Consider the following 26,800-nt stretch of genomic DNA (forward strand, 5'->3'; position numbering starts at 1 on the left):
AGATAAACCAGGCTAATCACCGCACTTCCATCTAAATTTATCGTCTGGCTGCGCCCGATATCAGGCGATACAGCGGCACTGACTTGTAACGGTACAGTCGCACTCGTTATCGGCTGTGGTTCCGCTTTCCCTTTTTTAACAAAGGTGTAGAAGTAGTCCTCATTCGCAGGCAGCGGCAGCAGCGACGCTATTTCCCAGGGACCATTTTTACTGGCCGCCCCCCCCATATCCACACTGACTGCTCCCCGTCGATTGCCGTTACTTTGTCAGCAATAATCTGTATCGCATAGCTGCCAATCGGTTTCTTGTCGGCACCAACGCCAAGCCCAAAAAGCCTCGCCTTGTCGCTAACATATCCGCCGCCGTTAATCTGAAAACGCGCCCCCTCGGTGCCGCGATCGTCTATACCGGATATCACTGAGCTTGCTCGCGAATCTCTGGCGGTGATGGCAATACCCGTCGCGGACTCACACTGGATGGATAAGGTGATATCTCGTGTCCCAATCTGGGTAAACGTCCTGGTCGATAATGCCGCAACGCGGCTGGTGCCGTAATCCGCAATGCCGTTATGGCTTAAGGTCGGGGTACAGGCCGCAGCCTGTACAGAAACGTCAAAATCGATGCTGACTGAATCGCTGGCCCAGGCCGGCATGCAAAGCAGAAGGCTGGATAAAACGGTGACGGTGTATCTCATTGTGCATCAACCTTAACGTGCAAATTCCCGCGATACGTCATTTTCTCTGTGATTGCTTCGTTTCTGAAACGCGCGCCAACTGCAACGGTAAGTGAAATATGCTTACCCCGAACCTCATTCCCACTGACAAACGCGATGCCTTCATTCAGGATGATGAGGGCCAGCGGACTGCCAGATGAAGAGAGCACGCTATCTGCTGAACGCACCGGTGCCAGCTGTACCTCACGCTCGTCAACCGTTGCTTTCATGGCAGTGAACGTCATTTGGCCCTGAGAGCCAAATGCAAAGGTATTGCTGTGGGTTAGCGTGCTGTTGAACAACAGACGCACGCGCTGCGGTTCATCACAGTTAACATTGAACTGCAAATATTTTTCCGGCAGTTCAACAGGTTTACTCCCCGCCGCCTGGCGTTCTGCGGCACTCACCGAGCCATAGGAAACAGATTGCTGGCTGGCGATTAGTCGGCATTCACTGTTAACGCTGAACGAGAAGGTGAGCATCATCAGCAGGGAGAGTGGATATTTCATTGGCATACTCCTTTTGCGCTCTCATAAAACGATGCTGCGGCAACATCTGCAACCTCGGGCAGCGACAACGTCAGGCGGCACGTTCCCTTCTCAAGCATGGCAATAAGGGTCTTCTGCCCTTCGACATCATTAAGGAAGATCACCCCGTCATCGACAGAGGTTGTCAGGTAGTTACCTGCGGTATCGGTTATCGCCACGCCTTTAGGCAGGGCTTGTCCATTGCTCAGGGTGACATTCAGCAGTACGCGACGCTGAGTGAGCACGCCAAAATGCACGCGCCCGACGGAGCCTTTCCCTTGTTTAAGCATTCGGGTACCGTTTCCGATATCCATATTTTTAGGTAATGTCTCGGTGCTGATTTCCACACGCGAGTTTTTCCACGCATCCACAGCCGGGATAACCGCCTGGCCGCTAAAATCAGTCCAGGTTGGGCCCTGCGGGGTATCAAGACGCACCCCCGCAACAGGTTTATCGAGCTGTGCAATCGCAAACGTCTCGCGCACCGCCAGGGGCGATAACGTCACACCACTGCCGTGCGCGACCACTCCTCCCTGCAATGTGCCTGAGTAACTGTTCCTGCGAGAGCCGCTGGTGCTGGCATTCGCGCTGAGCTGGGCATAATGCAAATTCGTGTTAATTCCTGCCGAAACGTTATTCTGCCGCTCTTGCGCATCACGCTCCGTGCCAAGACTGTAGCTGGTGTCTTCCGTTAACTGGCCCCTCGTGGTTAAACCGTAACGATCCTGGCCTTTTTTCCGTTGGGACCAGGCATTGATGTTATGACGTCCCAATGGAATGGAAATATTGACGTAAAGGGTGTCTTCGCTTTTCTGGGTTGAGCTTCCGTTATTGAGCTGCCGCTGCCAGTTGGCAGACAAAGAGAAGTTATCAAAACTTTTACCCCAGTTAACTGAGACGAAACGCGCGCGATCGTCCCGGTTATAGGCTCGGGTTTCATAGAGCGTGGCACTCATCGTTCCTGCCAAGGCGTTACCCCAGCCGATGCCGAGAGAATATTCATACTTATTCCGATCGAGAGCATCACCATCAATCGTCTGTGTAAAATCACGATAATTCAGTGTTTTCTTGATAACCGACGCCGTTAGCGCCATATCCATAGGAAGCGACGTGCTAGCGGTAAGTTGATATTTTTGTCCCTGCAACGCGTTGCTGCGATCAACCGACTGGTTAGCTTGTAGCGTGAGTATTGTTCGCGGAAGCAGCGTTGAGTCCAGACTCAGGCCGATCCCCTGGTAGCCATCGGCAACGAGGATCCCCCCGCTGGCATTGTGTGAAGGCGCAATCCGCCAGCCGCCAGAGGCACTCACCACCCAGGGTCTCCTGGCATAGTTATCGCTGACGCGGCCAGCGGAAATATAATATCCCGCTGGCGAGCCCGGGTTTCTGGCATAAAGCGTTGCAGGCACGACAAAGCTGCGCTGAGTCCCGTCAGTCTCTTGAACGGTAACATTCAGATCGCTGGATGAATTACGCAGCGGAATATCGGTCAGGGTAAATGGCCCAGCAGGGACCAGCGTGGAATAGACCAGAATGCCCTGCTGGCGGATCTCGACCCGCGCCTGAGCGGTGCTGGCGATCCCTGTCACCTGCACGGCAACTGCAGACTCAGAAAGCGCATCTTCCGGAGCCAGTTCTATACCGTAGATGCTGCTTCCTTCCAGCAAACGGTTGTTCAGGCTGACCTCTCCCGCCTTCATCGTGGTTTTCCACTTCATCAGGGTATGTTGCAGATAATTTTGTGAGTTCTGACTGGAGTATTTCCCCTGACTATTACTTATTAACTGATGGGAGCGAAAAAGCCAGTCGTTAATATTAAGGCCACCATCCAGCATCAATTGCGAATAGTCGGAATGCCCACCTTCGTAGTTATTACGTGAGGTCAGGAATGTGTAATTAAACAGGCCAGCTGTGCCACCAGAATTAAAGTCACCCATATCAAGCTGCTGTTTTTCAAGCTGCTCATGAGGAAGTACTAACTGAATTAACTCCTGAGCGGGTACTAAGGTAATAATGGTGCCGGGATATTCCGATTCATAGTCATAGCAGCCATCCTGATAGCGATCAGGGAGCCGAATTTTGGCCTGTTCCATAAAGGTCTTATCAATGCACAGTTGACCAGACTCGTTGAAAGTCGCAATGACAGAACCTACAGCATCGCCGTTGATAGTAAGCGATACAGACCGTTTGCCGGGCAGAAACCGGGCTTCACGGGCGAAATAGCCAGCCACCTCAGGATCCATCCCTAAAGACTTAAGCGTTTCGCGGTCAAATTCAATTGGCGTTTCGGTATTATCCGCTCTGACCATCTGCGAACAACCCAGGCTAATAACGCAGGCTAACAGAGTTTTCCTGAGCATAAATGTTCATCCTTGAACAGTTCTTCTTACTGAATTGTTGCGACGAAGCGCTCTCCTTTATAGCCATATCGGCTAGCCGGGTAAAACTCTATCTGCGTATCGTTGGACGCAGGTAATTTCACCGTAAAGCTCGCTCCTGGCAGCAAAAATGTTTGCTTAAGCACTCCCCCTTTCCCTGAGGGTAATGCTGTAAACGACGCAACCATACGCACAACATATTTGCTGGGATTACTGACTTCAAGCTGATCGCCTTTTTTCCGCCAGGTAAGCTGTTTCCATGGCATTAAATCTTCGGCGAGACCAGCAGGATGGATGATGACGGGGAGATCCTGACGAATGGTGACTTTAAGTTCATTGCCTCCCTGCCCTTTAGGAGGGATGCCTTCGAAAGTGACGCGTTTAAGTTCTTCCTGCAGCAACGGCTTATCTGTCTGGAGCATAAAACGCACACGCTGCGTTTGTCCGGGTTCGACACGAACCACGGGCTGAGTCACTAATAAGCGAACAGACTTATTGCTACCGGCTACATCAACAATTTTCGTATAAAGCAAGGATGGATAATTATCAGTATTGATCACATTCATCCCCGCCTCACCTTTGCTTTCATTCACCAGCAACACGGATGTCTCAGGCTGCATTCCATTGGCAAGACATTGGGTTGATATAACAGAGAGGAACAGCAAAATATTTCTTCTCATAAAACATATTCCTTATGTTTTATATAATAGAAAAAAGACCCAATTTAAAACTAATGATTGGGTCTTAATTATTAACGGTAACTAATTAGAGGTAAACAAGACTCAGCGTAGCATTACCATCCAGCACGACTTCGGATGATGCGCCCAATACACCTTTGGTCTGAACGGCCGGAGCGATCTCCAGTGGCATTACCATTTCGGTAAACGCGAGTGGGGCAATTTTGCCTTTTTCAGCGACGGTAACAATACGGGTGCCATCCGGATAGAAAAGACCACCGGCATCAGCGCTTTTCCAGACATTACCTGAATCGGTATCCTTGATAATGATAGACACTGCTTCGCCATCTGCGCTGCTGTCCTCAGGGACAGCGGTCAGGGCATAAGCACCTATTTTAGCGCTGCCTACTGTGCCGAGACCGAATACAGCTCCTGTAGTGCTCAGGTCGCTTTTTCCGATATAATCATCAATAAAAGTGGTGGATGACAGGGCTACTTTTGAGGCTGAACGGTTATCTTGTGCAATCACACCGATCGTGGTGGCAGCATCACAATTTACCGTCAAAGTAATCTTTTTATGATTCAATTGAACCAGAGTATTTCCTGATGACGCAGTTTCCAGCATGCTGTGATTCATAGTGCCGTAATCCACTGCACCACTGTTGCTCAGCTCAGCATTACAGGCGGCCGGAATAAAACTCCCGGATACAGTCATTGTTGCGGTGGTTGCTGCATTTACATTTGCGCACGCTAATGTAGCCGCCAGGCACAAGCCTAATGCGGAAAATTTTCCCTTATATGACATCATTAATGCTTCCTAATTAATTAATAATTTAACTTTCCATAGGTCGCCAGATATATTCACTAGCTCTCAAGAATATTAAAACTGAAGAGCGCAAAGGTAAATATAAACAAAGCAAATGAATTTTTGCATTTTAATCACGATTGTAACAATCATATTTTCTTCATAACTTCTTAATTAAAATTGAATATATGATTTACTCATATCATTCGTGCAATGAATTGAATAAATTAATGTTTATTTTAGGATTTTCACCAATGAATGGACATAAAAAAACCACGTTCTGAGCGAACGTGGTTTTTTAAAGTGTAGACCGAAAAGTGGCTATTTCACTACGCGCAATGCCGGACGGCCGCCACGCGGGGGTGGCGTGTCGTCAGGACCATCGTCATGATCGGGTTTATCGCCGTCAATAATCGACATGACCGTTTCGCTCTCGCTCCCGGTCGCGCCATTATCATCATTAAGGCTGGCAACGTCTTCGTCGTATGCGGTTTCAGGCTCAAACATCGTCCCTGCGCCATTTTCACGCGCATAGATAGCCAGCACAGCGGCCAGCGGAACAGAAACCTGACGCGGCACACCGCCGAAGCGGGCGTTAAAGCGCACTTCGTCGTTTGCCAGTTCCAGACCACCGACCGCACGCGGTGCGATGTTCAGAACGATTTGTCCGTCACGCGCATATTCCATCGGAACCTGCACGTCCGGCAACGTCACATCCACAACCAGGTGCGGCGTGAGCTGGTTATCCAGCAGCCATTCATAGAAGGCGCGCAGCAGATACGGACGGCGTGGAGACAGCTGTGACATTTCCACAATGATTAGCCTCGGCCGAGACGCATTTCACGTTCGGGTTCAGTCAGAGAAGCCAGGAAGGAGTCGCGTTCAAATACACGCGTCATATAGCCTTTAAGCTCTTTCGCACCTGGGCCGCTGAACTCAACGCCCATCGTCGGTAAACGCCACAGCAGAGGAGCCAGGTAGCAGTCGACCAAGCTGAACTCATCGCTCAGGAAGAACGGACGCTGACCGAACACCGGCGCAATCGCCAGCAGCTCTTCACGCAGCTGTTTACGCGCTGCGTCAGCTTCTGCAGAAGACCCATTCACAATGACGTTCATCAGCGTGTACCAGTCTTTCTCGATACGCTGCATATACAGGCGGCTTTCGCCACGCGCAACCGGGTACACCGGCATCAGCGGCGGATGAGGGAAACGCTCATCCAGATATTCCATAATGATGCGGGATTCCCACAGGGTCAACTCGCGATCCACCAGCGTTGGCACGCTCTGGTTCGGGTTGAGATCGATCAGATCCTGAGGTGGGTTATCCTTTTCCACATGCTCGATCTCAAAACTGACACCTTTCTCGGCCAGTACGATACGAACCTGATGGCTATAAATGTCAGTAGGACCAGAAAACAGCGTCATTACCGAACGTTTGTTGGCAGCGACAGCCATGAAAACCTCCAGGTATATTCAGAATATTACTGCTACCAGCCATACAGGCTAGCCAGTTGTTTTGTCGCCCATCCCAGGGAATGTTCTTCGTTGTTCAAAATGCGAACAAAAATCGAGCCTTCACCGTTATCTGGGCAGAAAAGTGGGTGATAGTTTACCAGATTTTAAGGACTTTGTGGTGAGGGGATTCTGGAAATGCGGAAAAAGAGGTCAAAAACAGATGCGTAATGTGGATAACCTGGTCGTTACCCATAAAAAAACCCGCCGAAGCGGGTTTTTCATTAACTGTTGTCTGCCGAAGCAGAAACCAATTAACGTTTGGAGAACTGAGGACGACGACGTGCTTTACGCAGGCCGACTTTCTTACGTTCAACTTCACGAGCATCACGAGTAACGAAGCCAGCTTTACGCAGTTCGCCACGCAGGGACTCGTCGTACTCCATCAGAGCGCGGGTGATACCGTGACGGATCGCACCAGCCTGACCAGAAGTACCACCACCTTTAACGGTGATGTACAGATCGAATTTCTCAACCATATCAACCAGTTCCAGCGGCTGACGAACTACCATGCGGGCAGTTTCACGACCGAAGTACTGTTCCAGAGAACGTTGGTTGATTACGATTTTACCACTGCCCGGTTTGATGAACACGCGAGCGGCGGAGCTTTTGCGGCGACCAGTGCCGTAGTATTGATTTTCAGCCATTGCCTATAATCCCGATTAGATGTCAAGAACTTGCGGTTGCTGTGCCGCGTGGTTGTGCTCGTTACCTGCGTAAACTTTCAGTTTACGGTACATAGCACGACCCAGCGGGCCTTTTGGCAGCATGCCTTTAACCGCGATTTCAATCACACGCTCAGGACGGCGGGCAATCATCTCTTCAAAGGTCGCTTGTTTAATACCGCCGATGTGGCCGGTGTGATGATAGTACACTTTGTCAGTACGCTTGTTGCCGGTTACAGCAACTTTGTCAGCGTTCAGAACGATGATGTAATCACCGGTATCTACGTGCGGAGTGTATTCCGCTTTGTGCTTACCGCGCAGGCGAAGAGCCAGTTCGGAAGCCAGACGGCCCAGAGTTTTACCGGTCGCGTCAACAACATACCAGTCGCGTTTTACGGTTTCTGGTTTAGCTGTAAAAGTTTTCATTAAAAGCTTACCCAAGTAAATAAGTTACACGTTGGTGAACACCCAAACGTTTTAGTAGTTGAGGTTCACACGACATTGTCCAGCAAACCTACCCCTTCGAATAGCCTATGCCGGCGCAGAGAAAGTTTTGGGAAAAAACCTTCTTGTAACGTGGGGTCGCAAGATTATAGAGAAGTCGGGGGTAAAGGTCGACCCCTAATTGTGATTTGAACCGGGTTTTTCCGGGGGATGAGAAGTGCGGTCTGGTGCCTTCACCCCCAGCCCTTCTCGCACAGGTTCAAGGTGGCATTTATGGCATATGCTCGCGCTTGAGATACTCTTCGCTTTGCATCTCCTGCAGGCGCGACAGGCAGCGCTGGAACTCGAACTTCAGCCGCTCCCCCTGATACACGTCATATAAAGGCACAGCGGCGCTGACCACCAGCTTCACGTGGCGCTCGTAAAACTCATCCACCAGCGCGATAAAGCGGCGGGCTTCGCTCTCCATCAACGACGTCAGTACCGGCACCTCGAACAACATGACCGTGTGGAACAGGCGTGAGAGTGCAATATAGTCATGCTGGCTGCGGGCATCGACGCACAGGGTCGCAAACGACACCGCCAGGGTTTGATTGACCTCGCCGAGGGTTTGCAGCGGGCGATGGTTCACTTCGAGCAGTGTGGCGTTTTCGCGTTTGCTGCCAGCCAGCGCCAGCCACAGCGTATCCATCTGCTGCCGGGTCTGGTCATTTAACGGCGACAGCCACAGGTGAGCCTGAGTTAAGGTTCGCAGGCGGTAATCGACGCCCGCATCAACATTCATAATGTCGCAATGCGCGTTGATTGCATCGATAGCGGGCAGGAAACGCGCCCGCTGTAAACCGTTGCGGTACAGTTCATCCGGCGGGATGTTGGAGGTGGCAACCAGCGTAATACCGCGGGCAAACAGCGCTTTCATCAAGCCGCCGAGCAGCATCGCATCGGTAATGTCGGAGACAAAAAACTCATCAAAGCACAGGACATCGGTTTCGGCTTTAAAACGCTCGGCTACGATATCCAACGGATCGCTGTGGCCCTGTAACGCTGTCAATTCCTCATGTACCCGCAGCATAAAGCGGTGAAAGTGCAGACGCTGTTTACGCGTGCCCGGCAGGCTCTGATAAAACAGATCCATCAGCCAGGTTTTGCCCCGCCCGACGCCGCCCCACATATATAAGCCGCGCACTGGCATGATGGTTTGCGGCTCTTTTTTCCCCAACAACCGGCCAAACGCCGCTTTTAATCCACCGGAAGGCGCAACCTCTGCAGTTGGCTGGGTCGTCAGCGCCTGATAAATGCTGTCCAGACGATTGACCGCTTCACGCTGCACGTCGTCTGGCTGATGGGAACCCTCATTCAGGGCCTGCTGGTAACGCGATGTCGGGGAGAGGCTTTGCATAATCTTGTTGTTATTCCTTCAATTAATACCCGTCAGGCTGCACAGTTGACGAAAAAAAGGCCGTTCTACAGTACGCGATGATACGGCGGGATTCCACTTCTACGGGAATAGCGGTTATAGTGGCATAATCAGGCACAGGCATGGAGCCGAGCCAACACCCTACGGAACCACAAGATAACGGGAGAAGTTCATGACCTGGGAATATGCGCTAATCGGTTTAGTCGTCGGCATCGCTATTGGTGCTGTGGCCATGCGTTTTGGTAATCGCAAATTGCGTCAGCAACAGGCCTTGCAGTACGAACTGGAAAAGAACAAAGCCGAACTGGAAGAGTATCGTGAAGAGCTGGTAAGCCACTTTGCCCGCAGCGCCGAGCTGCTGGACAACATGGCCGATGATTACCGTCAGCTTTACCAGCACATGGCGAAAAGCTCCAGCAGCCTGCTGCCAGAGATGAGCGCGGAAGCCAACCCATTCCGTAACCGCCTGGCTGAATCCGAAGCCGGTAACGACCAGGCACCGGTACAGATGCCACGTGATTACTCCGATGGCGCGTCCGGCCTGCTGCGCAATGGCGTAAAACGCGGTTAATCTCACATCACAAATATATTTTACGGGCGCAGCGATTGCGCCCGTCCTTTCTTCCCGACCCCAGCTATTATTTAGTCAAACTCCTCATTGTTCGGCATTTTAAAATTCAATAATATCAGACTGTTTTGGGGCCGTTATTCCTTCATCCAGGTTGCGAGAGCCAGCATAAATGAACAAGAAAAATCAGCTGTTGAGCGCGTTAGCATTGAGCATCGGATTATCCCTGTCGGCCACGTATTCGGTGGCCGCCGCTATCCCTTCGCAGGTGCCCGGTCAGGCTGCGCTGCCAAGCCTGGCACCGATGCTGGAAAAAGTCTTACCCGCGGTCGTGAGCGTGAAGGTCGAAGGTACCGCCGTGCAAAGCCAGCGCGTCCCGGAAGAGTTAAAGAAGTACTTTGGTGATGATGCCCCGGACCAGGCGCAGCCCTTTGAAGGACTGGGATCTGGCGTGGTGATCGATGCGGCGAAAGGCTACGTGCTAACCAACAATCACGTCATCAGCCAGGCCGATAAAATCAGCGTGCAGATGAACGACGGTCGCGAATTCGAGGCCAAACTGATTGGCGGCGACGATCAGAGCGATATCGCGCTGCTGCAGCTGCAAAACCCTACTGGCCTGACGCAAATGGCGATTGCCGACTCTGACAAGCTGCGCGTGGGCGATTTCGCCGTCGCGGTCGGTAACCCGTTCGGCCTTGGCCAGACGGCCACTTCCGGTATCATCTCAGCCCTGGGTCGCAGCGGATTAAACCTTGAAGGGCTGGAAAACTTTATCCAGACCGACGCCTCCATTAACCGCGGCAACTCCGGCGGCGCACTGCTGAACCTGAACGGCGAGCTGATCGGCATCAACACCGCCATTCTCGCCCCCGGCGGCGGTAGCGTCGGAATTGGCTTTGCCATCCCCAGCAACATGGCCCGCACGCTGGCACAGCAGCTGATTCAGTTTGGCGAAGTGAAGCGCGGATTGCTGGGTATTAAAGGCATGGAGATGAGCGCAGATATCGCAAAAGCGTTTAACCTGAACGTTCAACGCGGCGCCTTTGTCAGCGAAGTATTGCCGAATTCCGGCTCGGCAAAAGCGGGCGTGAAGTCCGGGGATGTGATTGTCAGCCTGAATGATAAGCCGCTTAACAGCTTTGCTGAACTGCGCTCGCGTATCGCCACCACTGAGCCGGGCGCCGTGGTTAAACTTGGCCTGTTGCGCGACGGAAAACCACTTAACGTGCAGGTCACGCTGGATAAAAGCACCTCGTCATCCGCCAGCGCCGAGATGATTGCCCCCGCGCTGCAGGGTGCGACGCTGAGCGACGGGCAACTGAAGGACGGCACTAAAGGCATTACCCTCAATAGCGTGGAGAAGAGCAGTCCGGCCGCTCAGGCAGGGCTTCATCAGGATGATGTGATTATCGGGGTGAACCGCACTCGCGTGCAGTCTATCGCCGAAATGCGCAAAGTGCTGGAGGGCAAACCGTCGATCATCGCCCTGCAGATCGTGCGCGGCAATGACACTCTTTATATTCTGCTGCGTTAAGCATTGATGTATCCGGACATCACCGCGTGTGATGTCCGGATAAGTCATGCTATGCTGCTTGCGATCATCCCTTAACGACGCCCGTATCATGGTTTTAAAGCTCATTCGTTCGGTCGCCATCGGCCTGGTTGTCGGTGGCCTGTTACTGGTCGCCATGCCCTCTTTACGTCAGTTTAATCAACTGGCGGCACCGCAATTTGATAGCGCGGATGAAACACCTGCCAGTTACAATCAGGCGGTGCGCCGCGCCGCGCCTGCGGTAGTTAACGTCTATAACCGCGGGATGAACAGCACCAGCCATAATCAGCTGGAGATCCGTACCCTGGGGTCCGGCGTGATCATGGATGAACGCGGCTATATCATTACCAACAAACATGTGATCAACGATGCCGATCAGATCATCGTCGCCCTGCAGGATGGCCGCGTGTTTGAAGCCCTGCTGGTGGGTTCAGATAATCTTACCGACCTGGCAGTGCTGAAAATAACCGCCACCGGCGGTTTGCCGGTGATCCCGATTAACCGTAAACGCGCGCCGCATATTGGCGACGTGGTACTGGCGATCGGCAACCCCTATAACCTTGGGCAGACCATCACCCAGGGGATTGTCAGCGCAACCGGGCGTATCGGCCTGAACCCCTCCGGACGACAGAACTTCCTGCAAACGGACGCCTCCATTAACCACGGAAACTCCGGCGGGGCGCTGGTGAACTCGTTGGGCGAACTGATGGGGATTAACACCCTCTCCTTTGATAAGAGCAATGACGGAGAAACCCCGGAAGGCATCGGCTTTGCGATCCCATACCAGCTGGCAAACAAGATCATGGATAAGCTGATCCGCGACGGACGAGTGATCCGCGGCTATATCGGCATTGGCGGACGAGAGATTGCTCCGCTGCATGCCCAGGGTGGCGGCATCGATCAGATTCAGGGCATTGTGGTCAATGAAGTGACGGCCGGTGGCCCGGCGGCAGAAGCGGGGATGCTGGTCAACGATGTCATCGTCTCGGTGAACGGCAAACCGGCGCTGTCGGCGCTGGAAACCATGGACCAGGTGGCTGAGATCAGACCCGGTTCGATCATCCCGGTAGAAGTGATGCGTGATGATAAGAAACTGACGCTGCAGGTAACCATTCAGGAATACCCGGCAACCAACTAAACCCGCAGACATAAAAAAACCGGAGAAATTTCTCCGGTTTTTTATTGCCCTGCGGGAAGCGCGTCGCTTATTTGTTCACGAACTCTTCGCCCAGAACGATATCGTTCTTCAGCGTGTCCAGCATGCCAACCATCGCCTGCTGCTCAAACGCACTCAGGGTGCCGATAGACTGACGCTCTTCGATGCCGTTTTTACCCAGCAGCAGTGGCTGAGAGAAGAAGCGCGCATGCTCGCCGTCACCTTCAACGTAAGCACATTCCACGACGCCTTTCTCGCCCTGCAGCGCACGCACCAGAGACAGACCGAAACGGGCTGCTGCCTGGCCCATAGAGAGGGTCGCAGAACCGCCACCCGCCTTCGCTTCCACCACTTCGGTGCCGGCGTTCTGGATACGTTTGGTCAGATCAGCCACTTCCTGCTCGGTGAAGCTCACGCCCGGGATCTGGGACAGCAGCGGCAGAATGGTCACGCCAGAGTGGCCGCCGATAACCGGGACGTCCAGTTCGGTAGGCTGTTTGCCTTTCAGTTCCGCAACAAAGGTGTTGGAGCGGATAATGTCCAGCGTGGTAACGCCAAACAGTTTGTTCTTGTCGTAAACACCCGCTTTCTTCAGCACTTCCGCGGCAATCGCAACAGTGGTGTTAACCGGGTTAGTGATGATACCGATGCAGGCTTTCGGACAAGTGGTCGCGACCTGTTGGATCAGGTTCTTCACGATACCGGCGTTCACGTTGAACAGGTCGGAGCGATCCATACCCGGTTTACGCGCAACACCTGCGGAGATCAGCACCACGTCTGCGCCTTCGAGCGCTGGACGAGCATCTTCACCGCAGAAGCCTTTAATTTTAACGGCCGTAGGGATGTGGCTCAGGTCAACCGCCACACCAGGGGTTACCGGAGCAATATCGTACAGGGAGAGTTCTGAGCCTGCAGGCAGCTGAGTTTTCAGTAGTAGGGCAAGCGCCTGGCCGATACCGCCAGCAGCGCCGAGGACTGCGACTTTCATCCTAAACTCCTTATTATGGTGAGCTAACTTTCTGTTACTCCGTCGCGGCGACCTTAATTCAGCAGATCAATAATTACAATCTTCGACATTCCAGAATTTGGGGTCACGCGCTTTTTGCATCTGCCGGAAGGCTATCAGGCGTTATGCGCTAACTAAGCAACGAATCAAGAGGGGGTTACAATACACCCACGCAAGCCACCAAAACAACATCATTTTGATAACATTTAATTTACTTTTAAGCTTATTTGCGAGGCGTGACGCAGGCATGTTCCTTGATAACGAATTTTGATAAAATCACTCCCTTTCATAACATTATTTCAGCCTAAGATTGGGCAGATAGTTTGCATAAAAATTCATCCATGTGCATAATAATGTTGTTTCTACCGCTATATTTCGGGTGATTTATGCGAGTCTCTTCTAAACAAGAAGAATTGGTAAAAGCGTTCAAAGCGCTGCTTAAAGAAGAAAAATTCAGCTCTCAGGGTGAGATCGTTCTGGCCCTGCAGGAAGAGGGCTTCGAAAACATTAACCAGTCGAAAGTCTCCCGCATGTTAACCAAATTCGGCGCGGTGCGTACCCGCAACGCCAAAATGGAGATGGTCTACTGCCTGCCTGCTGAGTTAGGGGTACCGACGACCTCGAGCCCGCTGAAGAATCTGGTGCTGGATATCGACTATAACGCCGCTGTCGTGGTGATCCATACCAGTCCCGGTGCTGCTCAGCTGATTGCCCGTCTGCTCGATTCATTAGGTAAGGCGGAAGGTATTCTGGGGACTATCGCCGGGGACGACACTATCTTTACCACGCCGGCTAACGGCTTCTCGGTGAAAGATCTCTACGAAGCCATTTTGGTGTTGTTCGAACAGGAACTCTGATCCCTTTCCCCTGCTACACCTGTAGCGGGGGATATTCTGCTCCCGCCTCGTTTCACCCTACATTCCGTTATCTTTCCTTTAACAAATAGTGCGTTTTATCGCCTCAAAGCATTCACCCAGTGAATGACAAACGCCGCGATCGCACGAATAATCAAACCCTCTTATCCTCATGAATTTATTGAATATATTATCCTTTAACGCCCCAATCCCTGCCGTTTTTATTCTCTCTGGTTATAACGCAGCATTCACTTAAAACATAATTACGTAGTTTATAATTAGCATGGTATTAATTTTTTACGTGATTAGTGTATACTTGATTTTGTGATGAGGGTCACGAAACACCGACCCCAGTAAAAGAATATGACGAGGAAAAATAATCATGAAAATCAAAACAACTGTTGCCGCGCTGAGCGTTCTGTCTGTCCTGTCTTTCGGTGCATTTGCTGCCGACTCTATCAATGCTGAACAGGCTCAGTCCCGCGAAGCTATCGGTACAGTCTCTATCGGCGCAGTCGCTGCATCGCCAATGGATATGAACCAGATGCTGAACAAAAAAGCGCAAGAACAAGGTGCCTCTTCCTACCGCGTAATTGAAGCGCGTACTGGCGACCACTGGCATGCAACAGCTGAACTGTACAAATAAGTTCTGCTGAGTAAAAACGAAATAACGACTCAACGACACCAGGCATAAAAATAGCAGTACAACCCTTCTCGTCGTTGATTTGACCCGATTAAGGAGTAAAGACCATGAACACTAAATTAATCATCGCCACTCTCGGTTTAGCTTCCGTTCTCTCTTTCGGTGCCAGCGCAGCTGTGCATCAAGTGAACACGGATCAGGCGCAAAGCCTGCAATCAATGGGTAGCATCTCCGTCACTGAAATGTCCGGCTCGCCAATGGATGTCCGTCAGGCACTGGCGGCAAAAGCTGAAAAAGCCGGTGCCAGCAGCTATCGCGTCACCGAGCTGAGCTCGGGCGACCATTGGCACGCAACGGCTGAGCTGTACAAATAAACCCTCGTCGTATTGACCTACGACTTGCCCCTGCCTGTCAGGGGCTTTTTTATGGCTTTTACGGACGAACGTTGAAGCGAATTTGACCTTCCAGCTCTTCTTCTGCCTCATCAAACAGCAAAATCAACGCGCCAAACCGCCTGCGCTGCTTTTCCGCTAAATGAACAAACTCGATCTCCAGCGGGAGCGGGAGTTGATTGCCCATCACCACCTCCCACAGTGAGTCCAGGTTAGCCACCCTTCCCCGTTCAATGCCGAAAGATCGTGAAAACTCACGATAGAAGTCTTCCTGACTGTCGATTTCATCAAAATCAAACGTATAGATATTCATTGCCAGCCACCCCGTCCAGCTGGGCGGCTGATGCCGCCCTGTCGATTATAATCCCCCGATGTGCAGGGTTTTCACTTCCAGGAACTCCTCCAGTCCCAGTACCGACCCTTCTCGCCCCAGGCCCGACTCTTTGACGCCGCCAAACGGCCCAAGCTCAGTAGAGACCGCGCACTCGTTAACGCCGATCATCCCGCTCTCGATAGCCTGTGAGACACGAAATACGCGCTGCAGATTCTGCGTATAGAAATAAGCCGCCAGACCAAAGGGGGTATTATTGGCACGCTGAATCACCTCATCTTCAGAGGTAAAGCGGAAGCAGGCAGCTACCGGGCCAAAGGTTTCTTCGCTGGCAAGCTTCATCCCCTCATGACAATCCCCCAGTACCGTCGGCTGCCAGAAGTTGCCGCCCAGGGCATGTGCTTGACCGCCCGCGAGGACAGTCGCCCCTTTCTCCACCGCATCTTCAACGTGCTCGCGAACCTTGGTCACTGCCGCAGGCTCAATCAGCGGCCCGACAACCGTGCTCTCCTCCAGCCCGTTACCTACTTTCAATGCCGTCACCGCCGAGGCAAGCTTGCTGACGAAATCGTCATACACCGACTCATGGATGTAGAAACGGTTAACGCTGACGCAGACCTGGCCCGCATTGCGGAATTTGTTGGCGATGGCGCCTTTTACTGCGGCATCGATATCGGCATCGTCAAAGACGATATACGGCGCATTACCGCCCAGCTCCATAGAGACTTTTTTCATGGTCTCGGCGGCATTACGTACCAGCGTTTTGCCTACTGCCGTCGACCCGGTAAACGAGATTTTCCGTACCTCGTGGCTGGCCATGATCGCATCGCTGATCTGCTGAGTGTTGCCCGCCACCGCATTGAGCACCCCATCAGGGACGCCCGCCTGTTTTGCGAGGGTGAGCAGCGCAAACGCGCTGAGCGGGGTGTTGTTCGCCGGTTTAATTACCCCGGTACAGCCTGCGGCCAGTGCCGGGCCAAGCTTGCGGGTCAGCATCGCCATCGGGAAGTTCCACGGCGTAATGGCAGCAACCACGCCAATCGGCTCACGCGTTGCCAGAATCCGGGAGCCCGCTTTAGCAGGCGGGATGATTTCGCCGTTTGCACGCTTGGCCTGCTCAGCAAACCACTGAATAAAGCTGGCTGCGTACTCCACCTCACCTTCCGCTTCTTTCAGCGGCTTGCCCTGTTCGGTGGTCATCAACTGGCCAAGCCATTGCTTGTTCTCAATGATCAGTTCGTACCAACGATAGAGAATGGTCGATCGCTCTTTAGCGGTTTTGGCGCGCCACGCCGGGAAAGCACGGCTCGCGGCGGCGATGGCCTCTTCTGTCTCTTGTTTACCGGCTTTCGCCACCTGGGCGATCACCGCTCCGGTCGCCGGGTTAAGCACGTCAAAGGTGGTATCGAGGGTTTTCCATACGCCATCGACCAGATAGCCGGTCTGAAAGAGCGCACTGTCCTGGAGAGCCTGGGTAGTCATGTATCCTCCCTTTCTGGATTTATGAGCTTGCCCGGTAAGTATAGCCACAAAAAAACCGACGTTTCTGGCGTCGGTTTTCAGGGTCATCAGCTGTCGATCAGCGCATGCTGGTAGCGATGCAGCATCCCCACCAACCTTGTAACCGGCTCCGTGACCTGCAGCGGCGCGTCCCAGATCCGCAGTTTCTCCTGATAGATATCAAGCTCTTCCAGCAGCTGAACAAAATAGCGTCGCCGCTTGTCATCATTCGAGGCACCGATGACCCGATCGGCGGTGCGCCGAAGCTGGTGATGGAAAGCCGAAAGGTCGTCGTTGACCGGCACCGGCGCATTACGCAGGCGCTGGTGCGCGATGATAAGCGTTAGCGCCAGGCGAAACTTCGCGATATCGCCCGGGAATTTCGTCAGCAGTAAAAAGAGCTGTTGATAAAGCGCAGGCAGATGGTTCTCTTTACGTCGGGCGGTGTTGGTGGTCATCGCCGACACCGCGGCAAAGACAAACTGGTTCAGCAGCACCCGGGCGGTTCGCGCCTGAGAGTTGTCTCGCACCAGCAGGATCACCATCATCGCCAGGAAACAGCCGACGATTTGTCCCAGCGCGCTGTCCAGAAACTGGCTGAAGTGAAACGTCATCGGGTTGTCCAGCACCAGAATATTGATCGTACTCGCCAGCGCCCCCAGCGAGCCGAGGCGTCGCTTCTGCACTTCGATACCAATAAAGAAGGCCATCACCGCAAGACTGATGCACAGCAGCAGCATGCTTTGCTGGGTGGACGGCAACACCACCAGAAAATAGAACGCCCCCAGCGGGAGTGCCGCCAGCGTGCCGTACAGAAAATCGAGCGCCACCATTCGCGGATTGGGTAAGCGCATCGCCAGCGACGTGACCACGGCAATCATTACCATCGCGCCGCTGCCGGAGGTCCAGCCAGTCCACAGCCAGAACAGCGTGCCGAGCATACAGGCAAGGGTTGTACGCCAGAAGTTGACCATCGCGTGATGGCGTTCCGCCGACTCCGCTTTGATCACCACTTCGCCCTGCAGCACTTCTTCTTCCGTCGCGCTGATTTTGGTGTTGCTGACCACGCCGCGTTTGAGCAGCAGATAGCGCGTCGCCGCCCCGACCCAGCTGTAGAGGGTCACGGGGGTATCGCGCTCACCGGTCCAGGCGATCACCCGCCGCATACGTTTCAGCTGTTTATGCACGTCCTGAACGGTGGCGACCGGGGTTTCGAACAGTTCGCGGAAGGTATCCGTGACCGCCTCCGGCCGCGCGTTCTGGATCAGGTAGGTTTCGCAGGCCTGGGTGATCAGGGTCAGCGACACTGTATTGATTGCTTTCAGGCGACGGTTGGCCCGCGACCAGCGGGAAGACTCCATATTCAGATTGCTGCGCATCCCTTCGAGCGCGGCAGTGCGGCGCACCAGAGCGCCCCAGGCGTTATCCATCTCTTCGCTGTCACCGTGCTTGATGCACAATTGCATCAGCTGGTATTGGGCAACGATCAGCGCATCCAGCTCCCGATCCACTTCCTGCTTGATCGAGCGCGGGGAGAACAGCAGATCCGCGACGATCGCGCAGACGATCCCCAATACGATCTCGCTGCAGCGTTCCAGCGCAAACTGCGGAGTCAGCAGCGGGTTGGCCTGAATAGTGATGACGATGATCAGCGCCGTGTAGCCAGAAAGCCCCCACGCATAGGAGTTTTCAACCCGCACCAGCGAAGAGATCCAGGTGCAGAAACCGGCCCAGATGCAGCACACCATGAGCATCAACAGCGGAGTGCGGATCATCAGAATAATGATCGTTAGCGCGGCAATACAGCCAATAAAGGTACCGACAATACGCAGCATCCCACGATAGCGAATTGCGCCAGCATAGGGTTCACCCCCTGCCGCAAAGGCCGGGCCCGCAGCAACGAGTGCCGCCGTCAGTACCGCCCAGCGAGGCGTTTCCAGCTGAAAGTGGAACCCGACAAACAGCGCCAGCACGATGGCGCTGGCCAGCTTAACCGCAAAACGCAGGTGCTGGCTGGCGATAGTAAAAACACCCATAGCGATTACCCGAATTCGCGCAGGCGATGGGCAATTTTGCGGAACAGCGAGTCGTGGCTGGCATCGCGGTCTTTCTCACCGGTGATCACCACCGTCGCGGTGGTGCCCGCCGGCCAGATATTGCCTCGCTGATCGTCCAGACGGATGCGTACCGGCACGCGCTGGGCAAGGCGTACCCATTCAAGATTGGAGTCCACCGTCGCCATCCCTTTACTGTCACGGGTGGCGCTGGAGTTGGTCACCCCTGCCGCTACGCTGTCGACTGTCCCCTTCATGACGCGGTTACTGCCAAGCGGGGTGATCTCCACCCGGTAGCCGGGACGGACATTTTCCAGCTTGGTCTCTTCCATATAGGCGAGAACATAGAAGGAGTGCTGTTTGACCAGCGCCACAGCAGGGGAGCCACGGGTAATAAATTCGCCGGTATAGACGTTAAGGTTGGTCACCCAGCCATCAGCCGGTGCGCGGATCACCGTACGCTCAAGGTCGAGCTTCGCCAGATCGCGCGTCGCTTCGGCTTTCGCCTGCTGATGCAGCACGGTTTGCAGCAGGTTGTTAGATTGGTCGATCTCCTCGCGGGACATCGCCAGCACCCCCAGCTTGTTACGACGGCCTGCCTCCCGGCGCTTCTCTGAAGCCAGCGCCGTGTAGTAGGACACGTCGGCTTCAGCCTCTTCCAGCGCTTTTTGGTAACGCGGCTGATCGACGGTAAACAGGACCTGATCCTTTTTGACCAGCTGATTGTCATGCACGTTCACTGCGGTGATAAGCCCCGCCACATCCGGGGCAATCGCCACTATGTCGGCGCTAAAGCGTGCATCACGCGTCCAGGGCGATTCAGTGTAAAAGACCCACGCGCGAAAAATCGCGATGAACGCGAGGATAACTAACGCCATGGTGATGGCGGTACGGGAGATTTTTTTTGTTAGCGTTTTCACATCTACCTCAAACAAACAGCCGCGATACCAGATAGAACAGGCAGCAATACAGCGCAGAATTGAACAATGCAGGGTGCCAGACGAAATCATAGATCCCGGTAGGAGCCAGCACCTTTCGCACCAGCCAGAAAATCGCCAGTGATAAAAGCAGTTCGAAAAATATCGGTGGGAACGATAAACCGAACGCCACGATAACGGGAAACAGACTCATGTTGACCTTGATTAGAGAGCGAGCAGGCGACAGAATTTTTATGCTTACACCACCGCAAAAGCAGCAAGAACAGCCGGGGCGAGAGTGGTGTCGCTATAATGTATGAATAATATATTAGCGTAACTGTTATGCTGTTATCTATCATATGTGATCTAAATCACTTTTAAGCCAGAGTGAACAATGGAACGTCTTAAACGAATGTCAGTTTTTGCCAAAGTGGTTGAGCTGGGGTCTTTTACCGCTGCCGCCAGGCAATTACAGATGAGCGTCTCATCGATCAGCCAGACAGTGGCAAAACTGGAAAATGATCTCCAGGTGAAGCTGCTCAACCGCAGCACTCGCAGCATCGGTCTGACGGAAGCCGGTAAAATTTATTACCAGGGCTGTCGGCGGATGCTGTATGAGGCTCAGGCAGTACATGAGCAACTCTACGCCTTCAATAACACCCCCATCGGCACCCTGCGCATCGGGTGTTCATCAACTATGGCACAAAATGTCCTGGCTGCGATGACCGCCGATATGCTGCAGGAGTATCCTGGACTGACGGTGAATTTAGTTACCGGGATCCCTGCTCCGGATCTGATTGCCGACGGGCTCGATGTGGTAATCCGCGTGGGTGCGCTGCAGGATTCGAGCCTCTTCTCGCGCCGACTGGGCAGCATGCCCATGGTGGTCTGCGCGGCGAAAAAGTATCTGACGCGCGCGGGGATCCCGGAGAAACCGGCCGATCTCGCTAATCACGCCTGGCTAGAGTACAGCGTGCGTCCGGATAATGAATTTGAGCTGATTGCCCCCGAAGGACTTTCCACTACCCTGCTTCCGCAGGGCCGCTTCGTGACCAACGATCCGATGACCATTTCCCGCTGGCTGGTGGCGGGCGCCGGGATCGCTTACGTCCCACTGATGTGGGTGATCAACGAGATCAACAGCGGTGAGCTGGAGATCCTATTCCCACGCTACCAGTCAGATCCGCGTCCGGTGTATGCGGTGTACACAGAAAAAGACAAGCTCCCACTAAAGGTGCAGGTGTGCATTAACTATCTGACGGATTATTTTGTCGAGGTCGCAAAGCTGTTTCAGGAGATGCGAGGCAGGAAGGAGTGAACAGAAGCCCTCGGGCAGAGGGCTTCTCAATGCACAATTACGCGGTACCGCCGACGGTCAGATTGTCCACTTTCAGGGTCGGCTGACCGACGCCCACAGGCAGGCTCTGGCCTTCTTTGCCGCACACGCCTACGCCGTTATCCAGCTTCAGGTCGTTACCGACCATCGAGATCTGCTGCATCGCTTCGATGCCCGAACCAATCAAGGTCGCGCCCTTCACCGCTTTGGTCACTTTGCCTTTCTCGATCAGATAGGCTTCTGAGGTCGAGAAGACAAATTTACCGGAGGTGATATCCACCTGACCGCCGCCAAAGTTTGGCGCGAAGATCCCGTAATCAACCGATTCGATAATCTCCTGCGGTGTGGACTTGCCCGCCAGCATATAGGTGTTGGTCATGCGCGGCATTGGCAGGTGCGCGTAAGATTCGCGACGGCCGTTACCGGTTGGCGCAACGCCCATCAGGCGCGCATTCAGTTTGTCCTGCATATAGCCTTTCAGGATGCCATTTTCGATCAGCACGTTGTACTGACCCGGCGTCCCTTCATCGTCGATAGACACAGAGCCACGACGATCGGTCATGGTGCCGTCATCGACCACGGTGCAGAGCTCAGACGCGACCAGCTCACCCATATGACCACTGAATACCGAGGTGCCGCGACGGTTGAAATCGCCTTCCAGACCGTGACCGACCGCTTCGTGCAGCAGCACGCCCGGCCAACCAGCACCCAGCACCACCGGCATCGTACCCGCAGGTGCTGCCACGGCAGACAGGTTAACCAGCGCCATACGCACGGCTTCTTTCGCCCACGCATCGGCACGGACTTCACCCTCTTCCTGACCGAGGAACCATTCGTAACCAAAACGACCACCGCCACCGCTTGAACCGCGCTCACGTTTACCGTCGTCTTCCACCAGCACGCTAACGGACAAACGCACTAACGGGCGCACGTCGGCGGCAAGAGTCCCGTCCGTTGCGGCCACCAGAATCAGCTCATACACCCCGCTCAGGCTGGCAGACACTTCCTGCACGCGCTTATCTTCCGCACGGGCTACTTTGTCGACGCGGCGCAGAATATCGAGCTTATCTTCGCGGCTTAAGCTTTGCAGCGGGTCGATGCTGGTATACAGCGCCGAATGCTGAATTTCGCCCAGCGTCTTCACGCGACCGTCACCGCTGTCACGCACGATGGTGCGCGCCGCCTGAGCGCTCTGCTGCAGCGCAGTCAGGCTGATCTGATCGGCATAGGCAAAACCGGTTTTCTCACCACTGATGGCGCGGACACCGACACCCTGGTCGATGTTATAGGAGCCATCCTTGATGATGCTGTCTTCTAAAACCCAGGATTCGTGATAGCTCGACTGAAAGTAGAGATCGCCGTAGTCGAGACGGCGCTCGGTCAGTTGACCAAGAATGGAAAACAGGTCCTGATGGCTCAGGCCGTTCGCTGCCAGCAGATGTTCACTTACCAGGTTCAGACTCATCGTTTTGCTACTCGTTCGTTGCCGTCCACAGGACGTTTCTAAGATCTTATCTATTGAGAGTGAGGCAATTAATTGCCCGCGTCAAATCATTGCTGTGCATCTTTGCGCGGCTGACGCAGCACCTCGTTAATCTGAGGTTTATCGACCGGGCCGGTAATACGGTAACGCAGAATTGAGACTTTACTCCACAGCGGCCCCAGCACTTTACTGGCGGCAAACACCGCCGCGCCAACAATCGGGTTGACCGCAAAGGCCGCCGCTACGCCAACGGTTGCCGAGATCTCCGGGGCCACAACGGCCTCCATGTTGAGCTCGCGACGCACCAGGTCAACCGAGCCTTTCATGGCGATATCCGCCTCCAGCCCGTCGACCAGCGTGTCATCGGTGTGCAGGACGCCGTCTTTGATCCACGCGGTACTGCGGATGGAGTCGAAGTAGAAGCCTTCATCAAAGGTGTCGCTAAAGTCCAGACGCAGCTTGCGCAGCAGCGCGTCAAAGCTGAGCAGACGCAGTATCTGTCCCGCATGGCCGGTGCTCACATTGGCAATTTCACCTTTGCCGAGCCGGGCTTTCAGGATGCCGTTCAGCGAGGCCTCATCCGGCTGCCACGGCGGATTACGCCAGTGCAGATCGTAATCGACGTCAAACGACGAATCGCGAACCGGCGTATTGACACCGAAATAGTTGAAGGCCGCATCCAGCTTGCTGCCCTTCAACTGCCCCTTCAGTGAGGTGCGTTGTTCACCCGTGCCGTTTACCCACTCGCCGTTGGCGGTCAGGCGGGCAAAGCCAGTATCCACCAGTCCGTCCGCGAGGGTTAAGGTGTTGCCCTTAATGGTAAAGTCGCCGTCGATACGGCCATACTTCTGTCCCCACAGCCAGCATTCGGCGCAGCGCAGCTGCAAATCAGGCCAGCCGGAAAAATTAATCCGGGGGGTGTTCGCAAGCGGAGAGGTATTTTTGCCACTCCCGGAGTTGGCTGCTGCCGGGTTGAAATAGAGATAGCGGATATCCGCCTGCCAAGGCGCAGAATTACGCATCAGCACGGTGGCGTTAATTTCCCGTCCCTGTGCATCGATTTTCGAACCGTTCGCCACTGGCTGCGAGACAATGCTCAGGTTATTCCACTGCTGGCCACCCAGCGCCAGCGATGGCGTGCGCACAGTAATATGCTGCGGGAACTGTGCAGCATCATCCACATTCTGCCCGACGCCGCGCTGGAAAAGCGCGAGCCATTGTGCGCCATCCATCGGCGGCAAATTGAGTTCGACGCCCGGCTGTTCTGGCAACGGCGGCAGCGTGTGGCTGTCGGTGCTCCAGATGGCGCGATCCAGCGTCAGCTTACGGTTCAGCAGCCAGCGGCTGTTGAAGTAATTCTTGCCGCTGGTGTTGCCTGTCAGGGTAAAGCTGTTGAGATCCCCGTTGACCGCTAACTTCACCGGCAGCGCTTCTCCCACCTTCTTGGCCAACGGTGACGGTAAATCGCTGCTGATGTTCTTCAGGTCGCCATTAATGTCGACTTTGTAATGCGCATCGCCACGGTATGGCAGGGTTATGGCGACGTTGCCTTTCCACGGCACCCGCCCCTCAAGGGACTGGCTGACAGGTTTTGGCAGGACGTCCATGCGCGAAGGCTGCCAGCTGCCGTCGAGGTTTACCGCCACCTGATAGGCTTTGTCGCCTTCGGTAGTTGAGAAATCGATATTGACCGGCTGACCAAACCAGCTGGCGGTCAGCGGTCCGCTCTTAAGGTCGCCATTAACGAAGCTGAACTGGCCGCTCAGATTGGTCAGAGTGCTGTCCAACGGCTTAATCAACAGGCTGTTGTTTTTAAGCCTGACGTCGCCTTTGGCGGTGGTCAGGGTGCCGTCCAGCGGGATATCCAAATGTAAGCGAGAATTCACATCGCCATCCAACTGAAGCTGCTTAAGGGTGGCACCCAGCGAATCATCCAGTGGCGTCTCGTCGAAGTAAGGTCCAACGGCTTTACCGGGTCCATTAATGTCGGCGTCAATCAGCAGCTTTTCTTTCGAATAGTCCGGGATCACCGCCGTCAGGTTACTCGCCGTCACCCCACCCAGCGCGACGCGGTCCGTTTTCATCCACAGGCCGTCGTTGATGAAGTCGAGCGTAATATCCATGTTTTTCAATGCTGGCCAGTCTGGCTGGAAAGCATAGGTGGCGTTGTGTAACGGCACCCAAACCTGGAACTGTCCTTCGTTATGCTTATACGGGAACAGGTGCGGATTGCCGCCATACACCAGCGTGGTGTTATCGGATTGCCCGCCCTGGATGGCACCGCTCAGGTAATCCACCAGCTCTTTGCCCATCAGGTTTTCCGGGAAATAGCGCCAGGCCTGGGCACCATCGTCTGTGCTGATACCCGCCAGGATCCCCAGCCAGGGCTCATCGCCCGCCGGCTGTAAATAGCGGAAATCGCCCCGGGCATGCACCGCTTTAGCTTTCACGTCGATGTTGCGTCCATCGAGCTGGAAGCCTTTTTCGTTTTTCAGCCAGTTGAGGGTCGCGGTACCTTTTTCGATTTCCAGCGGCGCGCGGAAGACGGTTTCGTAAGGCATTTTAGCGTCGCGCATGTTGACGGTCAGGCGGCCATCCTCCACGCTGCCTTCCAGCGTTCCGCTGAAATGCTCGGCCCCCGGTAGCAGCTTCCACTGCTTCCAGGCTAAATCGGTCCATGCGACGTTAAAGCGGGTTTTCTCGGTCGCCTGCAGGGGAATGTCCAGCGCCAGGGTATTGATGGCCCCGACCGGCTGCGTGGCGCGCCAGATGTCTCCCAGCGCCGGAGAGAGCTTCACCGCGAGGGGGCGTATGCCTTCCAGGCTTTCGAGATTCAGGTTGCTGGCGCGAATGCGCAGCTCGTCACTGCGCTTGCTGTCGGCACCGCCGACGTCCTGCGCCGGGATCCACGCCAGCGCCAGCGCACCGCGCGGCCAGGCTTTGCTATCCATCGTGATGCGGGTGTCCGGGATGGCAAACTGCCAGCCGCCCTGTTCACGGGTCACGTGTGCGGTAAGGTTATCAACGGAGAGCTGATGCTGACTGCGCTCGCCAGCCCAGCTGGCTCCCCCCTGCTTCAGCCAGATATCACCGCTGGCGAACTGACCTTTGGTAAGGGTCATCCAGCCTTCGATGCTAAAACGTGCGGTTTCCAGCTGCATATTCTGCTGCAGCCACTCTCCGAGCCAGGGTTTGACGTCCACATCGTCCGCCTGCAGCCACACCTTGCCGTTATTCAGCAGACCATCGTCGTCGCGCAGATCCATTCGTACCTGCATCACGCCGTGCTGGCCGTTGAGGCTGGAGAGGCTCACCTGCCCCTCGGCACGGTGCCGATCTTTGCCGTTAAGCCAGGTCAACTGGGGAACGGCGAGTTCGGCGCGCTGACCGGAAAGGGTGATAAAGCTGATTTCACTGTCGCGCAGATCGAAGTGATCAAACTGGCGCAGGAACAGATCGCTGATGCGGTTAGCTTCAAAGCCTTCACCCTGCTCGTCGCTGCGCAGTGGGGTGTTGGTCAGAAACTGCAGCTGATAAAAGGTGAGATCGCGAAACTGCCAGCGCAGGTGGAGCAGGCTTTGCCACACGTCCAGCGCCAGAGTCACACGTTTGATTTTGAGATGGCCGCCATCTTTCAACTGGGCGTTGATATCGCGCACGTCGAGCGTCGGGCCAAAATTCTGCCAGCTCGCGCTGAGCTGGCTGGCCGCCACGGGCACGCCGGTGGCGGATTCTATTTTCTGCAGCAGCTGCGGGCGCCAGCTGTCCAGATGCGGCAATACGAGACGCAGCCCGCTTACGAGCAACGCGACAATCACAACCAGCGTTGCTCCTGTAAGCAGTAAAATCCCCGGCAGTCGCCTCAC

25 protein-coding genes are annotated in these 26,800 nt (G+C 54.4%); 7 read left to right on the forward strand and 18 right to left on the reverse strand.

Features of this window, described 5'->3' with window-relative positions; genetic code table 11:
- Window positions 1-187: 187 nt before the first annotated feature.
- From M8013_RS13655 to zapE, 10 genes are all read right to left on the reverse strand, one after another.
- Entirely contained in the window at window positions 188-694 is a 507-nt protein-coding gene (locus M8013_RS13655) for a DUF1120 domain-containing protein (RefSeq protein WP_271268340.1), read from the reverse strand.
- Window positions 691-1,221 carry a DUF1120 domain-containing protein gene (locus M8013_RS13660; RefSeq protein ID WP_271268341.1) on the reverse strand — a complete coding sequence of 177 codons (531 nt, stop codon included), beginning with the start codon at window positions 1,219-1,221 and terminating at the stop codon, window positions 691-693. The genes M8013_RS13655 and M8013_RS13660 overlap by 4 nt, the downstream gene beginning before the upstream one ends.
- Entirely contained in the window at window positions 1,218-3,599 is a 2,382-nt protein-coding gene (locus tag M8013_RS13665) for a fimbrial biogenesis usher protein (protein ID WP_271268342.1), read from the reverse strand. The genes M8013_RS13660 and M8013_RS13665 overlap by 4 nt, the downstream gene beginning before the upstream one ends.
- A gap of 26 nt (window positions 3,600-3,625) precedes the next feature.
- A complete protein-coding gene (locus M8013_RS13670) occupies window positions 3,626-4,297 on the reverse strand; it encodes a fimbria/pilus chaperone family protein (RefSeq protein ID WP_271268343.1) in 672 nt (223 codons plus the stop codon).
- Between the two features lie 85 nt (window positions 4,298-4,382).
- Complete coding sequence (locus M8013_RS13675) at window positions 4,383-5,102, reverse strand: DUF1120 domain-containing protein (protein WP_271268344.1); 720 nt, start codon at window positions 5,100-5,102, stop codon at window positions 4,383-4,385.
- A 318-nt stretch (window positions 5,103-5,420) separates the two neighbouring features.
- Complete coding sequence (sspB, locus tag M8013_RS13680) at window positions 5,421-5,912, reverse strand: ClpXP protease specificity-enhancing factor (protein ID WP_271268345.1); 492 nt, start codon at window positions 5,910-5,912, stop codon at window positions 5,421-5,423.
- Between the two features lie 5 nt (window positions 5,913-5,917).
- Window positions 5,918-6,556 carry a stringent starvation protein SspA gene (gene sspA, locus M8013_RS13685; RefSeq protein ID WP_271268346.1) on the reverse strand — a complete coding sequence of 213 codons (639 nt, stop codon included), beginning with the start codon at window positions 6,554-6,556 and terminating at the stop codon, window positions 5,918-5,920.
- Window positions 6,557-6,867: 311 nt separating this feature from the next.
- On the reverse strand, window positions 6,868-7,260 hold the full coding sequence (rpsI, locus tag M8013_RS13690) for a 30S ribosomal protein S9 (RefSeq protein WP_064543072.1): 393 nt from the start codon (window positions 7,258-7,260) through the stop codon (window positions 6,868-6,870).
- A gap of 15 nt (window positions 7,261-7,275) precedes the next feature.
- Entirely contained in the window at window positions 7,276-7,704 is a 429-nt protein-coding gene (gene rplM / locus M8013_RS13695; RefSeq protein ID WP_271268347.1) for a 50S ribosomal protein L13, read from the reverse strand.
- A 289-nt stretch (window positions 7,705-7,993) separates the two neighbouring features.
- Window positions 7,994-9,121, reverse strand: a complete 1,128-nt coding sequence (gene zapE, locus M8013_RS13700; protein ID WP_271268348.1) for a cell division protein ZapE — start codon at window positions 9,119-9,121, stop codon at window positions 7,994-7,996.
- A gap of 190 nt (window positions 9,122-9,311) precedes the next feature.
- Between zapE and zapG the strand changes: the two genes are divergently transcribed.
- The 3 genes from zapG (at window position 9,312) to degS (ending at window position 12,400) form a co-directional block, all read left to right on the forward strand.
- Window positions 9,312-9,710 carry a Z-ring associated protein ZapG gene (gene zapG / locus M8013_RS13705; RefSeq protein WP_271268349.1) on the forward strand — a complete coding sequence of 133 codons (399 nt, stop codon included), beginning with the start codon at window positions 9,312-9,314 and terminating at the stop codon, window positions 9,708-9,710.
- A 169-nt stretch (window positions 9,711-9,879) separates the two neighbouring features.
- Window positions 9,880-11,244 (forward strand): serine endoprotease DegQ, encoded by a 1,365-nt coding sequence (gene degQ / locus M8013_RS13710; RefSeq protein WP_271268350.1) that lies wholly within the window; start codon window positions 9,880-9,882, stop codon window positions 11,242-11,244.
- 88 nt (window positions 11,245-11,332) lie between these two features.
- The gene (gene degS / locus M8013_RS13715) at window positions 11,333-12,400 is read left to right on the forward strand and encodes an outer membrane-stress sensor serine endopeptidase DegS (protein WP_271268351.1); all 1,068 of its coding nucleotides are present in this window, start codon (window positions 11,333-11,335) and stop codon (window positions 12,398-12,400) included.
- Between the two features lie 67 nt (window positions 12,401-12,467).
- Here degS and mdh read toward each other — a convergent pair whose 3' ends face one another.
- Window positions 12,468-13,406, reverse strand: a complete 939-nt coding sequence (gene mdh / locus M8013_RS13720) for a malate dehydrogenase (protein ID WP_271268352.1) — start codon at window positions 13,404-13,406, stop codon at window positions 12,468-12,470.
- Window positions 13,407-13,810: 404 nt separating this feature from the next.
- Here mdh and argR point away from each other — a divergent pair, with 404 nt between their 5' ends.
- The 3 genes from argR (at window position 13,811) to yhcN (M8013_RS13735) (ending at window position 15,295) form a co-directional block, all read left to right on the forward strand.
- Complete coding sequence (gene argR, locus M8013_RS13725; RefSeq protein WP_271268353.1) at window positions 13,811-14,281, forward strand: transcriptional regulator ArgR; 471 nt, start codon at window positions 13,811-13,813, stop codon at window positions 14,279-14,281.
- Between the two features lie 379 nt (window positions 14,282-14,660).
- On the forward strand, window positions 14,661-14,924 hold the full coding sequence (gene yhcN / locus M8013_RS13730) for a peroxide/acid stress response protein YhcN (RefSeq protein ID WP_271268354.1): 264 nt from the start codon (window positions 14,661-14,663) through the stop codon (window positions 14,922-14,924).
- Between the two features lie 104 nt (window positions 14,925-15,028).
- Entirely contained in the window at window positions 15,029-15,295 is a 267-nt protein-coding gene (gene yhcN, locus M8013_RS13735; protein ID WP_271268355.1) for a peroxide/acid stress response protein YhcN, read from the forward strand.
- Window positions 15,296-15,353: 58 nt separating this feature from the next.
- On the opposite strand, the gene M8013_RS13740 is transcribed toward yhcN (M8013_RS13735), so the two are convergent.
- From M8013_RS13740 to aaeX, 5 genes are all read right to left on the reverse strand, one after another.
- Entirely contained in the window at window positions 15,354-15,626 is a 273-nt protein-coding gene (locus tag M8013_RS13740) for a barstar family protein (RefSeq protein WP_271268356.1), read from the reverse strand.
- A 45-nt stretch (window positions 15,627-15,671) separates the two neighbouring features.
- Window positions 15,672-17,126: an NAD-dependent succinate-semialdehyde dehydrogenase gene (locus tag M8013_RS13745; RefSeq protein WP_271268357.1), complete on the reverse strand. Its 1,455-nt coding sequence runs from the start codon at window positions 17,124-17,126 to the stop codon at window positions 15,672-15,674.
- 86 nt (window positions 17,127-17,212) lie between these two features.
- Entirely contained in the window at window positions 17,213-19,180 is a 1,968-nt protein-coding gene (gene aaeB / locus M8013_RS13750) for a p-hydroxybenzoic acid efflux pump subunit AaeB (RefSeq protein ID WP_271268358.1), read from the reverse strand.
- A gap of 5 nt (window positions 19,181-19,185) precedes the next feature.
- Window positions 19,186-20,118 (reverse strand): p-hydroxybenzoic acid efflux pump subunit AaeA, encoded by a 933-nt coding sequence (aaeA, locus tag M8013_RS13755; RefSeq protein WP_271268359.1) that lies wholly within the window; start codon window positions 20,116-20,118, stop codon window positions 19,186-19,188.
- A 7-nt stretch (window positions 20,119-20,125) separates the two neighbouring features.
- Window positions 20,126-20,329, reverse strand: coding sequence for a p-hydroxybenzoic acid efflux pump operon protein AaeX (gene aaeX, locus M8013_RS13760; protein ID WP_271268360.1), 204 nt, complete (start codon window positions 20,327-20,329; stop codon window positions 20,126-20,128).
- 180 nt (window positions 20,330-20,509) lie between these two features.
- Between aaeX and aaeR the strand changes: the two genes are divergently transcribed.
- Window positions 20,510-21,433: an HTH-type transcriptional activator AaeR gene (gene aaeR / locus M8013_RS13765; protein ID WP_271268361.1), complete on the forward strand. Its 924-nt coding sequence runs from the start codon at window positions 20,510-20,512 to the stop codon at window positions 21,431-21,433.
- A gap of 37 nt (window positions 21,434-21,470) precedes the next feature.
- On the opposite strand, the gene tldD is transcribed toward aaeR, so the two are convergent.
- A complete protein-coding gene (tldD, locus tag M8013_RS13770; protein ID WP_271268362.1) occupies window positions 21,471-22,916 on the reverse strand; it encodes a metalloprotease TldD in 1,446 nt (481 codons plus the stop codon).
- 86 nt (window positions 22,917-23,002) lie between these two features.
- Window positions 23,003-26,800 (reverse strand): AsmA2 domain-containing protein YhdP, encoded by a 3,798-nt coding sequence (yhdP, locus tag M8013_RS13775; protein ID WP_271268363.1) that lies wholly within the window; start codon window positions 26,798-26,800, stop codon window positions 23,003-23,005.

The sequence above is a fragment of the Silvania confinis genome (genome assembly GCF_025564085.1).
Classification (GTDB): Bacteria; Pseudomonadota; Gammaproteobacteria; order Enterobacterales; family Enterobacteriaceae; genus Enterobacter; species Enterobacter confinis.

Coding starts and splice junctions, on each gene's coding strand:
- degQ (WP_271268350.1), top strand. CDS start 9,880: ATGAACAAGAAAAATCAGCTGTTGAGCGCGTTAGCATTGAGCATCGGA.
- yhcN (WP_271268355.1), top strand. CDS start 15,029: ATGAACACTAAATTAATCATCGCCACTCTCGGTTTAGCTTCCGTTCTC.
- M8013_RS13665 (WP_271268342.1), bottom strand. CDS start 3,599: ATGCTCAGGAAAACTCTGTTAGCCTGCGTTATTAGCCTGGGTTGTTCG.
- zapG (WP_271268349.1), top strand. CDS start 9,312: ATGACCTGGGAATATGCGCTAATCGGTTTAGTCGTCGGCATCGCTATT.
- M8013_RS13740 (WP_271268356.1), bottom strand. CDS start 15,626: ATGAATATCTATACGTTTGATTTTGATGAAATCGACAGTCAGGAAGAC.
- aaeX (WP_271268360.1), bottom strand. CDS start 20,329: ATGAGTCTGTTTCCCGTTATCGTGGCGTTCGGTTTATCGTTCCCACCG.
- rpsI (WP_064543072.1), bottom strand. CDS start 7,260: ATGGCTGAAAATCAATACTACGGCACTGGTCGCCGCAAAAGCTCCGCC.
- zapE (WP_271268348.1), bottom strand. CDS start 9,121: ATGCAAAGCCTCTCCCCGACATCGCGTTACCAGCAGGCCCTGAATGAG.
- tldD (WP_271268362.1), bottom strand. CDS start 22,916: ATGAGTCTGAACCTGGTAAGTGAACATCTGCTGGCAGCGAACGGCCTG.
- M8013_RS13675 (WP_271268344.1), bottom strand. CDS start 5,102: ATGATGTCATATAAGGGAAAATTTTCCGCATTAGGCTTGTGCCTGGCG.
- M8013_RS13660 (WP_271268341.1), bottom strand. CDS start 1,221: ATGAAATATCCACTCTCCCTGCTGATGATGCTCACCTTCTCGTTCAGC.
- mdh (WP_271268352.1), bottom strand. CDS start 13,406: ATGAAAGTCGCAGTCCTCGGCGCTGCTGGCGGTATCGGCCAGGCGCTT.
- aaeB (WP_271268358.1), bottom strand. CDS start 19,180: ATGGGTGTTTTTACTATCGCCAGCCAGCACCTGCGTTTTGCGGTTAAG.
- M8013_RS13670 (WP_271268343.1), bottom strand. CDS start 4,297: ATGAGAAGAAATATTTTGCTGTTCCTCTCTGTTATATCAACCCAATGT.
- aaeR (WP_271268361.1), top strand. CDS start 20,510: ATGGAACGTCTTAAACGAATGTCAGTTTTTGCCAAAGTGGTTGAGCTG.
- argR (WP_271268353.1), top strand. CDS start 13,811: ATGCGAGTCTCTTCTAAACAAGAAGAATTGGTAAAAGCGTTCAAAGCG.
- M8013_RS13745 (WP_271268357.1), bottom strand. CDS start 17,126: ATGACTACCCAGGCTCTCCAGGACAGTGCGCTCTTTCAGACCGGCTAT.
- degS (WP_271268351.1), top strand. CDS start 11,333: ATGGTTTTAAAGCTCATTCGTTCGGTCGCCATCGGCCTGGTTGTCGGT.
- rplM (WP_271268347.1), bottom strand. CDS start 7,704: ATGAAAACTTTTACAGCTAAACCAGAAACCGTAAAACGCGACTGGTAT.
- M8013_RS13655 (WP_271268340.1), bottom strand. CDS start 694: ATGAGATACACCGTCACCGTTTTATCCAGCCTTCTGCTTTGCATGCCG.
- yhcN (WP_271268354.1), top strand. CDS start 14,661: ATGAAAATCAAAACAACTGTTGCCGCGCTGAGCGTTCTGTCTGTCCTG.
- sspA (WP_271268346.1), bottom strand. CDS start 6,556: ATGGCTGTCGCTGCCAACAAACGTTCGGTAATGACGCTGTTTTCTGGT.